This is a genomic window from Ectopseudomonas composti, from assembly GCF_900115475.1.
Taxonomy (GTDB): domain Bacteria; phylum Pseudomonadota; class Gammaproteobacteria; order Pseudomonadales; family Pseudomonadaceae; genus Aquipseudomonas; species Aquipseudomonas composti.
The window spans coordinates 323,086-335,526 of record NZ_FOWP01000005.1 but is presented as its reverse complement, the minus strand read 5'-3'; the positions used below and the strand labels follow the sequence as shown (position 1 = coordinate 335,526).

Below are 12,441 nucleotides of genomic sequence, written 5' to 3'. Positions count from 1 at the left end.
ATGAATTCCGACACGTGCAATTTGCACGATCAGTTGCGCAGCGGAAGCACGACGCTGAAGCAGGAGCCCTCGCCAAGGTGGCTGCTCAGCTCGATGCGGCCTTCATGGGCCTGGACGATCTGCTCGCTGATGAACAGGCCGAGACCAAGACCCTGGGCGACGCTGTTACCGGAAACTCGCTCGAACTGCTCAAACACCCGCTGCTGATCGGCCTCGGAAATACCCAGGCCCTGATCACGAACCTCGGCACGCACTCTGTCGCCGTCCACCCGCACCCGCACCGATACCGGCTTGCCATCGCCATAACGCAGGGCGTTGGTCAGCAGGTTGGCCAACACCTGCTCGATGCGGAACTCATCCATCATCACCGGCGCCGGACCATCGACGTGCAAATCGAGATGGCTGCCGGTATTGCTGAACTGCGCCGCCAGGCTCTCCACCACATTGCCGGCAAGCACGCCAAGATCACCCGGCTCAGGGCGCACGGAAAGCTTGCCGGTACGAATGCGCGAAACATCCAGCATGTCGTCGATCAGACGACTCAGGCTACGGATCTGGCGCTCGTCACGGGCGACCATCTCTTGCAGTTTGTCCGGGGTGAAGGCATCCACGCGGCCCTGTTCCAGACGCAGCCGACGCAGCTGCACGTCGAGGATCAGGCCGTTGAGTGGCGTGCGCAGTTCATGCGAGGCGATGGACATGAACACGTCACGCATCGCCACCGCTTTCTGCAACTCGCCCTGGGTCTCGCGCAGCTCGGCGAGCAAGGCCTCCTGCTCACGACGCGCGGCCTCGACCACCTCCAGCTGCATGCTCAGCGCCTTGCGATGGCGGTACAGCTCGACGAACATCGCCACCTTGCTGCGCACCTCGAAGGGCGACAACGGCTTGTGCAGGAAGTCCACCGCGCCGCTCTCGTAGCCGCGGAAGGCGTAGTCCATGTCACGGCCGACAGCGCTGACGAAGATGATCGGAATGTGCTTGGTCTTCTCCGTGCCGCGCATCAGCTCGGCCAACTCGAAGCCGTTCATGCCCGGCATCTTGACGTCGAGAATGGCCAGCGCGAACTCGTGCTCGAGCAACAGCGACAGTGCTTCATCGGCGCTGCTGGCCTGGAAGATGGTCCGATCCTCGGTCTGAATCAGCGAGCTCAGGGCCAGCAGGTTTTCCGGCAGATCGTCGACGATCAATACCTTGGCTTCAATCTTCCTCAGCATAGCAGGGCATCCAGTTCGGCCAGCAGCAGGCGCATGGCATTGATAGACAGGAGAAAATCCGGTTTCAGCAGCGCCAGGGCTGCATTTGGCATGGTGGGCACCTGAGCGTCGGCAGGGTCCTGCACCAGGGTCAGGCCACCGGCCTGTTTGATCGCCAGCATACCGACTGCGCCATCCTCGTTGGCACCGGTGAGCAAGGCAGCGGCCAACTGCTCGCCATAGGCATCGGCTGCGGACTCGAAAAGAATATCGATGGACGGCCGCGAGAAATGCCGCGGTTCCTCGCGGCTGAGGGAGAAGCTGCGGTCGGTCTCGATGGACAGGTGGTAGCCGGCGGGCGCCACGTAGACCATGCCAGCGCGCAGGTATTCCTTGTCCTCGGCTTCCTTGGTGGACAGCTTCAGGCGCCGCTGCAGCAAGTCAGCGAGCAGGCTGTCGTTGCGATCCGGCTGATGCAGCAGGCACACCACCGGCAACCGGTAATCCGGGGGCAGGTCTTCGAGCAGGCTCAACAGCGCCTCGACGCCACCGGCTGATGCGCCGATCAGCAGCACCTGTAGAGGAGCACGAACCTGACCACGCAGATTGATCCGTTGGCTGCTCATCGCTTGCGAAAAATCCGCTCAGGCCGCGACACCGCTTCGAACTGCCGGGCATAGGCGGAGAAATCCAGACTTTCCTTGCTGCCCAGGCCGAGAAAACCACGGTGGCAGAGAGAGTCGTGGAACAGGCCAAGCGCGCGATCCTGCAAGTCGCGGTTGAAGTAGATCAGCACGTTGCGGCACGACACCAGATGGGTCTCGGCGAAGACGCTGTCGGTGGCCAGGCTGTGATCGGCGAAGGTCACGTTGGCGCGCAGAAACTTGTCGAACAGTACCCGGTCGTAGGCCGCCGAGTAGTAGTCGGAGAACGCTCGCTTGCCGCCGGAGAGCTGGTAGTTCTGGGTGTAGGTACGCAGGTGGTCGAGGGCAAAGATGCCCTGCTCGGCCTTCTCCAGCGAGTGCGGGTTGATGTCGGTGGCGTAGATCATGGTGCGCTCCAGCAGGCCTTCCTCGTGCAGCAGGATGGCCAGGGAATACACCTCTTCGCCGGTGCTGCAGCCGGCCACCCAGATCTTCAGCGACGGATAGGTGTGCAGCAGCGGTACTACTTGTTCGCGCAGGGCGAGGAAGTACTCGGGGTCACGGAACATCTCGCTGACCGGGATGGTGAGGTACTGCAGCAACTGCATGAACGCTTGCGGCTCGTGCAGGATGCGCTCCTGCAACGCCGAGATGGTCGAGCAGTCGAGCTGAGCCTGCGCCTGGCGCACACGGCGCTTGAGCGAGGCTTTCGAGTAATCGCGAAAGTCGTAGCTGTAACGCAGGTAAATCGCCTCGATCAGCAGGCGCAGCTCGATTTCGTCAGGCATCAAAGACGCTCCAGCTTGGGCATCCACACCCGGATCAGGGAGAACAGACGATCCAGGTCGATGGGTTTGGCCAGGTAGTCATTGGCGCCGACTTCGCGGCAACGCTCCTGATCATCCTTCATCGCCTTGGCCGTGACCGCAATGATCGGCAGGTTCTTCCAGCGCGGTTCCAGGCGAATCTGCCGGGTGGCCTCGTAGCCGTCCATCTCCGGCATCATCACGTCCATCAACACTAGGTCGATGTCTTCGTGCTCTCTCAGTTTGGCCAGTGCCTCGTGACCGTTGCGGGCGACTTCGACCGCGGCACCCTTCTGCTCCAGCGCACTGGACAGGGCAAAGATGTTGCGCACGTCATCGTCGACCAGCAGCAGGCGGCGCCCCTCGAACAGCTTGTCGCGGCTGCGCGCGGTCTTGAGCATGCGCTGGTGCTCGCTGGACAGTTCGGCCTCGACCTTGTGCAGGAACAGGGTCACTTCGTCGAGCAGGCGCTCCGGCGAGCGAGCGCCCTTGATGATGATCGAGCGCGAGTATTTGAGCAGCTCGGCTTCTTCGTCGCGGGTCAGGTTACGCCCGGTGTAGACGATCACCGGCGGGAACGAGCAGATGTCCTCCTCGGCCATGCGTCGCAACAGCTCGTTGCCGAGCATGTCGGGCAACTTGAGGTCGATGATCATGCAGTCGAATACCGTGTCGCGCAGCCTCTCCAGCGCTTCGCCGGCCAGGGCAACGGCGGTGATTTCGATGTCTTCGTCGCTGATCAGGCGGGCAACGCTATCGCGTTGCAGCGGGTCGTCCTCGACCAGCAGCACGCGTTTGACCTGCTGATTGAGCTTGGCCTCGAGCTTGCCGAAGACATCCTTGAGCTGATCGCGGCTGGTGGGTTTGAGCGCATAACCAACCGCCCCCAGATGCAACGCGGCCTCGCTCTGGTCCTCGACCGAGACCACGTGAACCGGGATGTGACGAGTAAGCGCGTCATCCTTCAGACTCTGCAGCACACCGAGACCGGAGCCATCGGGCAGGCGCATGTCGAGCAGGATGGCGTCCGGACGGTACTGCCGCGCCAGTTCCAGACCTTCGTCGGCGCAGGTGGCAACCAGACAGGCATAGCCCAACTCATGGGCCAGATCGAAGAGGATACGGGCGAAGCGGACCTCGTCCTCAACCACCAGCACGCGGCGCCCGCGGCGCTCGCTCAGGTGCTCCCGATCATCGGCGAATGGTGCCGACAGCCTTGGCATCGGCGCCGCCACAGCTGCGGTGACAGGAGCTACAGGCGCTGTAGGCACCACGACAGCCAGCGGTGGTTTGCTCGGTGCGCCAGCGTCGGCCATACGCTCAGGCAGCAGCAGGGTGAAGGTACTGCCCTCACCTGGCACGCTGCTGACCATGATGGAGCCACCAAGCAGGCCGGCAAGGTCACGCGAGATGGAAAGCCCCAGGCCGGTACCGCCATAACGACGATTGGTGGTGCCATCGGCCTGGCGGAAAGCATCGAAGATCGCCTGCTGCTGGTCCGCAGCGATACCGATGCCGGTGTCACGCACGGCGAACGCCAGATAATTATCGTCCTGACGTGACACGCTGAGAGTCACACCGCCGCGGTCGGTGAACTTGAAGGCATTGGACAGCAGGTTGCGCAGGATCTGCTCGGCGCGCTGGCGGTCTGTGAACAACACCTGCGGCAGCTCGCCCTGCTGCTCGATGACAAAACTCAGACTGCGCTCGCCAGCCAGCGGGACGAACACATCACGCAGGCCTTCGAGCATGCTCGCCAGCGGCGTACGCTCGGGGCGTACTTCGAGCTTGCCGGCTTCGACCTTGGCGATGTCGAGAATGTCGTTGATCAGGTTGAGCAGATCATTGCCCGCTGAGTAGATCGACTCGGCGAACTTCACCTGTTCGTCGCTGAGGTTGCCGTTGGCGTTTTCTGCCAGCAACTTGGCAAGGATCAGCGAGCTGTTCAGTGGAGTGCGCAGCTCGTGGCTCATGTTGGCGAGGAATTCGGACTTGTAGCGACTGGCGCGTTGCAACTCTTCGGCGCGCTCTTCCAGTTGCGCCTGGATACGCCCGAGGGTGGTGTTGCGCTGATCCAGCTCGTCGCGCTGGTCAGCCAATGTCTGAGCCTGCTCGGAGAGCTTCTCGTTGGTCTGTTCGAGCTCGGCCTGCTGGGTTTCCAGGTGCGCCTGGGACTCCTTGAGCACGCGGGCCTGCTGTTCCAGTTCCTCGTTGGCGGCGCGCAGTTCCTCCTGCTGGGTCTGCAACTCCTCGTTGAGCTGCTGCGTTTCAGCCAGCACCTCCTGCAGGCGATTGCGATAACGGGCAGCTTCCAGCGCCGTGCCAACGCTGCTGGCAATGGCTTCGAGGAACTCGCGCTCGCGCGGCTCCAGGGCGCGCATAAAGGCCAGCTCGACCACACCGTTGACGCGGTCTTCCGACTGCAACGGTACCAGGGCGACGCTAACCGGCAGCCCCTCACCCAGACTCGAGGCGACCTTGATGTAATCCGCGGGCAGGTTGTCCAGACAGACCAGACGACGACCGCGGGCGGCTTGCCCGATCAGGCCCTCACCGCGATAGAAGTGCTCCTTGAGGCTGGCATCCTCGCTGAAGCCATAGCCGGCAACTCGTTTCAGGTCGCCGGTCTGCGCGTCACGCAGGTACAGAGCCGCGACCACGCAACCGAGATAATCAGCAAAGAACTCCAGGGAGCGATCCGCCAGCTGCTGCACGTGCGGCTGACCTAGAAGTCGCTCCGCCAACTGAGTCTGGCCATCACCCAGCCACGCACGACGACGCTGCTCGCCGGCATAGTCGGCCTGCTTGGCCATGGCCTGGGAATAGGTCTGCGAGAGGTTCATCAGCTCGCGGCGACCGAACAGCGCCAACAAGGCACTGAACAGGATGCTGACCACCAGGTAAATGCCGGCCCCCCAGAGCGTGGTGTTGCTTACTTCAGCATTGCGCTGCTGGCGCAGCTCACGCTCGCTGTTGATGAAGGTATCGAGCTCCCGGCGCATGCCATCGGTGAGATTCTTGCCGCGACCACGCCCGACTTCTGCCATGAAGTTGCCGCCGTTGCGGCGGTTGCCAATGACTTCCTGAGCATAAACATCCCACTGATCCTGCATGGCCAGCAGTCGCTCGAGACGCTGCACCTGCGGCGGGTTGTCAGAAACCATGTCGATGAGCTGCTCGGTCTGCGGACGAAACTTGCCCCGTGCCTGCTCGTAGGGCGCGAGGTAGTCCTCTTCACCACTGAGCAGGAAACCACGCATGCCGGTTTCCATATCAAGCGTCAGCTTGTAGATCTCACTGGCCCGATTGAGTACCTGGTCGGTGTGTTCGACCCAGCGAATCACGGTGAGCAGGTAGCCGATCAGCACCGCAAAGCACAATGCGCCAACCACGCCCAGCCCAAGCGGCAGCCCAACGTTTCGGTTGAGAATTCGGCGAAAACCTTTTTCGTCCATTGCGGACTCATTCGACATTGGGACGTCCATTCGATGATTGTCTCGCTTGTTCTTATCTATCCAGGGAGGGCGTATGGCACACTGACCGTGCGCATTCACCGAAGTTTGCCAAACATTTGCCCATTCTGCGCGCGAAAACAGAGATCCTAATGAGCGAAACCGATTGTGCTGCCACCAAGACCATCCTGTTGGTCGAGGACGACGATGTCGTGCGCCAACTCACCGCTGAAGTGCTCGGGGAGTTCGGCTATCGCGTCCACGCCTTGCGTGACGGCCCCAGCGCGCTGGAGCTGCTGCGTACGACACAGCACTTCGACCTGTTGATGAGCGACATCGGCCTGCCCGGAATGGACGGGCGCGAGCTGGTGGCAGCCGCACGCCAGCTGCGTCCGACACTGCCGGTGTTGTTCGCCAGTGGTTACAACGAACGTGAGCTGCTCGAAGAAGTGCGCATCCGCGATAGCGCGGCAGCCACCGACAGCATCGTCAAGCCCTACGACTTCAAGCTGTTGGGGCAACGCCTGAGCGAACTGGCGGGCTGACGAAGCGGCATCTAGGCTGGTTGCAGGCCACTCAACAGGAGAGCCTGCCGATGCGTTACGTCCCCCCGCTTTGCCTGGCTCTACTCACTGGTCTGCTGCTAGGCGGCTGCGCCAGCCAGACCACCCAACCCGCACAGTTCTCGGGCTATCTCGCCGATTACTCCCAGCTCCAGCCCGCGACCTCGGCCACTGGCGCGCCAGTGCTACGCTGGATTTCGCCGCAATTCAGCAACGCGCGCTACACGACGGTTTACGTGGAGAAACCAAGCTTCTACCCGCAGCCTGCAGCGAGCGATCAGGTCAGTGCGCAGACGCTGGAAAACGTCCGTGACTACCTGCATCAGGCACTGATACGTGAGCTGCAGGGCCGCATGACGGTCGTCAACGAACCGACCATGGACAGCCTGGTGCTGCGCAGCGCGATCACCAGCGTGACGGTGTCGACCGAAGGGCTCAAGGCCTATGAGGTGATTCCCGTGGCGCTCGTACTCGCTGCCGCGACCACAGCTGCCGGCACTCGTGACCGTGACAGCGCGATCTTCATCGAGATGGAGGCACTCGATGGCCGTACCAGCACCCCCGTGCTACGCGTGGTACGCAAGGGCCATGGCCTGACGCTGGAGAACAGCAGTACCCAGCTGACCCTGGACGACCTCAAGCCAGTGCTGGATGTCTGGGCGCGCGACGCACGGGACTTCCAGCCGGGCCCGCGTTGATCAAGCCCCCGCCTGCAGGTTGAGCACCAGCAGGCGCGCGGCGGTTTCGGCGTCCGGCTGGCCGTCGTAGTTGGCCGGGCGATATTTCATCTGGAAGGCAGCAATGACATTGCGCGTCACCTCGTCCAGCTCACCGTGCTGCGGCACCGTGTAACCGTTTTGCGCCAATTGCTCCTGAAACCACTGCACGCTGGGCAGGCTGGTGCTGAACAGCGCCTGCTGACGCGCCACGGCGGCTTCATTCGGCCAGGGCACCAAGCCCTCGTCGGCCAGACGCTTCCAGGGGAACAGCGGGCCCGGATCAACCTTGCGCTGCGGCGCCACATCGCTGTGCGCGATGATCGAGCCCAGCGGCAGCTGGTGCCGCTTGACGATGTCCTTGAGCAGCACGATCAGGGTGTCGATTTGCTGCGGCGCGAACGGCTGCCAATAGCGACCGGCCGGCGTCTGGTAGTAGCCCTGGTTGACCAGCTCGATGCCGATGGTGGTGCTGTTGAGCCAGGTGCGCCCCTTCCACTCACTGACGCCGACGTGCCAGGCACGACGATTTTCGTCCACCAAGCGGTAGACCGTCGGGGGCGCGTCACCGATGAGGTAGTGGCTGCTCACCTCGGTCTGCGTCAGCAGTTCGAGCGAGCGCTGCAGATCAGCGGAGGTGTAGTGCAACACGATGTACTGCACGCGGCTGTTCTGGCCCGTCGCCGTATGGCTGTCATCGATTCGCAGACCACCGGCACAACCGGCCAGCAGAACAAGAACCAGGGTAAGGCAGAGAGACTTCATGCGTGACCGAATACGCTCTGCAGGTTATCCAGCAGCATGTCGACGCTGAGCATGATCAGCAGCATGCCCATTAAACGTTCCACCGCCATCAACCCGCGATTACCGAGAAACCGCTGCAGGAACGACGCCTGCAACAGGATGAATGCCGTCGCCGCCCAAGCCAGGATCAACGCGAGATAGAGCTCCCAGAGCGGCCCGGTGTGGGTGTTGCGCAGGGTCATCAGCACCGCGAGAGCCGAAGGCCCGGCGACTGCCGGCGTGGCCAGCGGCACCAGCATCGGCTCGCCATCCGGCACGTCGCCGAGCAGGCCTTGCGGGCTGGGGAAGATCAAGCGCATGGCGATGACGAACAGGATGATACCGCCGGCAATCGCCGTTGCCTCCCGTGACAGCCCGAGGCTGGTGAGGAATTTGTCACCAAAGGTGAGAAACAGCAGCAACAGACCGAGCGCGAACAGCAGCTCGCGCGCGGCGATCCACAAGCGCCGGCGCGGCTCGACGTTCTTCAGCGCAGCGATATAGATGGCGATATTGCCGAAAGGGTCGGTGACCAAAAAGATCAGCACGGCGATGCTGAAGATGTCCATGGGTATCTCCGATGACAGGTGCGCATAGTCTAGGGCCTGGCGGGGTCGCCTCGCGAGTCGGCGCAGCGGTCAGATTCGAGGGCTTTCGTCGGAATGGGAAATTTTATGACCGATATGGCCTTATCGGTTCCAGGAACTACCATTCGTAAAAATGTATACAAAGTGGTAGCCAAGATCACAACAAAATGTCTACATTGACCGAACAAGAACAACAGCGAGTAGTTTTTCCATGGCCTCCACCCCCAACAGCGCGCCTGCCACCCAGCGTCCTGAGGACGAGAATCTCGGTATCAGCGCAAACTTTGCTTATGGCTTGCAGCATGTCCTGACCATGTACGGCGGGATCGTCGCGGTTCCCCTGATCATCGGCCAGGCGGCCGGACTGTCGTCCGCCGACATCGGCCTGTTGATCGCCGCCTCACTGTTCGCAGGAGGCTTGGCTACCCTGCTGCAAACCCTTGGCCTGCCCTTCTTCGGCTGTCAGTTGCCTCTGGTGCAGGGCGTCTCCTTCGCCGGAGTGGCGACCATGATCGCGATCATCGGCAGCGACGGCGCAGGGGGCATACCGGTGGTACTCGGCTCAGTGATCGCCGCGTCACTGATAGGGCTGTTGATCACGCCCGTGTTCTCGCGCATCACCAAGTTCTTCCCGCCGCTGGTGACCGGCATCGTCATCACCACCATCGGCCTGACGCTGATGCCAGTGGCGGCGCGTTGGGCCATGGGTGGCAACAGCAGTGCCGCAGATTTCGGCAGCATGGCCAACATCGGCCTGGCCGCCTTCACCCTGGCCACCGTGCTGCTCCTGAGCAAGGTCGGCAGCGCCAGCATCTCGCGCCTGTCGATCCTGCTGGCGATGATAATTGGCACCCTGGTTGCCGTGGCCTTTGGCATGGCGGATTTTTCCCAGGTGTTGAGCGGGCCGCTGCTGGCCATGCCCGAACCCCTGCACTTCGGCATGCCGGTGTTCAAGGTCGCCGCGATCCTGTCGATGGTCATCGTGGTCATCGTGACCCTGGTGGAAACCTCGGCGGACATCCTCGCCGTCGGTGAAATCATCGGCACCAAGGTGGACTCCAAACGCCTGGGCAATGGTTTGCGCGCCGACATGATCTCCAGCATGTTCGCCCCGCTATTCGGCTCCTTCACCCAGAGCGCGTTCGCCCAGAACGTTGGCCTGGTGGCCGTGACCGGCGTGAAGAGCCGCTATGTGGTGGCCACCGCAGGCCTGATTCTGGTCACCCTCGGCTTGCTGCCGGTGATGGGCCGCCTGATCGCTGCCGTACCGACCGCAGTGCTGGGCGGTGCCGGCGTCGTACTGTTCGGCACCGTGGCCGCCAGCGGCATCCGCACCCTGGCCAAGGTCGACTATCGCAACAACATGAACCTGATCATCGTCGCCACCTCGATTGGTTTCGGCATGATCCCCATCGCCATGCCGAGCTTCTACCACCATTTCCCGGCCTGGTTCGAAACCATCTTCCACTCGGGCATCAGCTCGGCAGCGATCATGGCGATTCTGCTCAACCTCCTATTCAACCACTTCACTGCCGGCAACTCGGATCAGCAGTCGGTGTTCGTCGCCGGCACCGAGCGCAGCCTGCGCTACCACGATATTGCCGCCCTGCACGAAGGCGATCACTTCGTCGACGGCAAGCTGTATGACGCGCAGGGCAATGAGGTACCGCTGCAGGACGAGGACGACCACGCGCCACGAGCACGGCCGGCAGCAACGGCCAGCAGACCTTCGGCAAAAGTGACGTCCTGACAATCGCTGAAAAGGCGCATACGAGCCGCAGCACCTGCTGCGGCTTCACTGTGAACGGCTCAGACGGCCTGTTCGATTCGGTTACGCCCGGCGCCCTTGGCGCGATATAGCGCCTTATCGGCGCGCTCGAAGGTGAGCTCGGTCGCCTCGCCATTGCGGAACTCGGCGATACCGGCGGAGAAGGTGATGGTGACCGGCTCGCCCTTGAAATGGAACGGGCAGGCCTCGATCGCCACACGCAGTGTTTGCAGAAGCTGAACACCACCTTCCAGCGGTGTGGCCGGAATCAGCAGAACGAACTCCTCACCACCGAAACGGGCAATGAAGTCGGTCTTGCGCAGGCGCTTGTTGAGCTCGCCGGCGATGATCTTCAGCACTCGGTCACCCGCCAGGTGACCGTAGCCATCGTTGATCCGCTTGAAGTGATCGATATCCAGCACCGCCAACAGCAACTGGCCGCCATAGCGTTGCCGGCGGGCGACCTCAAGATCGAGGCGCTCGATCAAGGCGGCGCGATTGGGCAGACCTGTCAGAGGGTCCAGCAAGGACTTCTGTCGCTGCTCCTCGATATGCTGGCGGAACTGCTGGGCTTCCTGCTCCATCTCGGCGACGCGCTTGACCAGCCCCTGTAGCCGCTCGGCCACATCGTCCTCGCTGCTGTCGCGCTGACGCTGATGGCTGCTGACACTCTGCAGCAATCCTTCCAGGCGCTGCTCCAGCGCCTGCTTGAGCGTTTCCAGATCAGCCGCTTCCTGCACGCTTTGCTGCAGGTCGCTGACCTGATCACGCAATTGCTGATTGAAACTGCGCGCACTCTCCGCCGAGGCGCTGTACCCCTCGTGCGCCTGGCTGAGGGTTTCGATGAAGGCTGCCAGGCGTTCGTTGAGCTGCTTGAGGTAACCGGCGAACTCGCGCTGACCGCTATCGGTGACGGCCAACACCAGCACCGCCAGATCGTCCAGCACAGGCACCAGCTCGTACCAGTTGAGATTACCCTCCAGGCGCAGGCGCAGCGCCTCACCCTGCGGAAGATGACGCGCCGGCAGCTCGAGCTCATCGAGCAGACTGCGCAGGCTACTGGCGATATGCGGCGCCACCGCGCTGTATCCCGGCTCGCTGCTGGGCAAGGAGAAGGGGCTGTCGCCAGCATCCTCCTGCGGCACCAGGCCAGGCGGTAACGGCAAGCTGTCGAGCACGGGCGAGACATCGTGAGCCTGATGATGGACAGGCCCGGCGGCGACCACGGGCGCACTGGAAGGCAGTTCACTCACTACAACTGCAGGCGCGGATGCGGATGCGAGCGTTGGCGTTGGCGTTGGCGTTGGCGTTGGCGTTGGCGTCGATGCTGGAGCTGGTGCTTCGGCAATGCTAGCGGCTTCAGGGATGCTGCCCGCTGAATCGTCGCCACTTTCGCTGTTATCTGCGCGCGCGCCAAACAGGCGCTGCAGCAGGCCCGGTTGCTCCTGCGTCTGCGTCTGCAGAACGGTCAGCGCCTGGCCTTGCAGATTACTCAGCTGGCTGAGCAGCGCAGGCAGCAGATACTGATGACTGGTGGCGTCCTCTAGCTGCTTGCTCAGTGACTTGAGTGCCTTGCGCACCTCACGCGGCGGCTGCAGACGCTGCAACTGCTCGATCAAGGCAGCCAGCGCGGCCGCCGCCTCACCGGCACGCTGTTGGCGGCGCTGCTCGGAATCCAGCACGGCCTTTTCCAGGCGTGGAATGAGACCATCCAACGCAGCATCCATATCGTCGCGACGGAGTATCTCGCGCATCTCCTGCATGCACTGATCGACCGCCTTGTCCGCGCCTTCGGCTGCCAGGCTGCTGCGCACCAGGCCACGGCGCAACAGATCCAGGCGCAACTCCCAACGACGGTCGAGCTTTTCCTGCTGCTCCAGGCTGCTCAGGTACTTGTCTTTCCAGCGTTGCGCGTCATCGCTCATA

Annotated in this window: 10 protein-coding genes; 3 read left to right on the top strand and 7 right to left on the bottom strand. The window is 62.6% G+C overall.

Annotated features, from left to right (window positions below; genetic code table 11):
- Positions 1-29 precede the first annotated feature (29 nt).
- The 4 genes from BM059_RS12025 to BM059_RS12010 are packed head-to-tail and all read right to left on the bottom strand — an operon-like array spanning position 30 to position 6,119.
- Positions 30-1,217 (bottom strand): hybrid sensor histidine kinase/response regulator, encoded by a 1,188-nt coding sequence (locus BM059_RS12025; RefSeq protein WP_074938877.1) that lies wholly within the window; start codon positions 1,215-1,217, stop codon positions 30-32.
- Positions 1,211-1,822 carry a chemotaxis protein CheB gene (locus BM059_RS12020; protein WP_074938875.1) on the bottom strand — a complete coding sequence of 204 codons (612 nt, stop codon included), beginning with the start codon at positions 1,820-1,822 and terminating at the stop codon, positions 1,211-1,213. The genes BM059_RS12025 and BM059_RS12020 overlap by 7 nt, the downstream gene beginning before the upstream one ends.
- A complete protein-coding gene (locus BM059_RS12015; RefSeq protein ID WP_037001640.1) occupies positions 1,819-2,628 on the bottom strand; it encodes a CheR family methyltransferase in 810 nt (269 codons plus the stop codon). The genes BM059_RS12020 and BM059_RS12015 overlap by 4 nt, the downstream gene beginning before the upstream one ends.
- Entirely contained in the window at positions 2,628-6,119 is a 3,492-nt protein-coding gene (locus BM059_RS12010; RefSeq protein WP_074938873.1) for a response regulator, read from the bottom strand. Before BM059_RS12010 ends, BM059_RS12015 begins: the two co-directional genes overlap by 1 nt.
- Before the next feature lie 131 nt (positions 6,120-6,250).
- On the opposite strand from BM059_RS12010, the gene BM059_RS12005 reads away from it, so the two are divergent.
- Positions 6,251-6,643, top strand: a complete 393-nt coding sequence (locus tag BM059_RS12005) for a response regulator (protein ID WP_074938871.1) — start codon at positions 6,251-6,253, stop codon at positions 6,641-6,643.
- 50 nt (positions 6,644-6,693) lie between these two features.
- On the top strand, positions 6,694-7,359 hold the full coding sequence (locus BM059_RS12000; protein WP_074938869.1) for a DUF3313 domain-containing protein: 666 nt from the start codon (positions 6,694-6,696) through the stop codon (positions 7,357-7,359).
- Here the strand turns inward: BM059_RS12000 and BM059_RS11995 are convergent, their stop codons facing one another.
- Together BM059_RS11995 and BM059_RS11990 are read right to left on the bottom strand one after the other, a co-directional pair.
- Positions 7,360-8,142, bottom strand: a complete 783-nt coding sequence (locus BM059_RS11995; protein WP_074938867.1) for an N-acetylmuramoyl-L-alanine amidase — start codon at positions 8,140-8,142, stop codon at positions 7,360-7,362. It lies immediately after the preceding gene.
- Positions 8,139-8,729, bottom strand: coding sequence for a MarC family protein (locus BM059_RS11990; protein WP_037001645.1), 591 nt, complete (start codon positions 8,727-8,729; stop codon positions 8,139-8,141). The genes BM059_RS11995 and BM059_RS11990 overlap by 4 nt, the downstream gene beginning before the upstream one ends.
- 229 nt (positions 8,730-8,958) lie before the next feature.
- Between BM059_RS11990 and BM059_RS11985 the strand changes: the two genes are divergently transcribed.
- A complete protein-coding gene (locus tag BM059_RS11985; protein WP_074938865.1) occupies positions 8,959-10,497 on the top strand; it encodes a nucleobase:cation symporter-2 family protein in 1,539 nt (512 codons plus the stop codon).
- 59 nt (positions 10,498-10,556) lie between these two features.
- Here the strand turns inward: BM059_RS11985 and BM059_RS11980 are convergent, their stop codons facing one another.
- The gene (locus BM059_RS11980; RefSeq protein WP_074938863.1) at positions 10,557-12,440 is read right to left on the bottom strand and encodes a GGDEF domain-containing protein; all 1,884 of its coding nucleotides are present in this window, start codon (positions 12,438-12,440) and stop codon (positions 10,557-10,559) included.
- Position 12,441 lies beyond the last annotated feature (1 nt).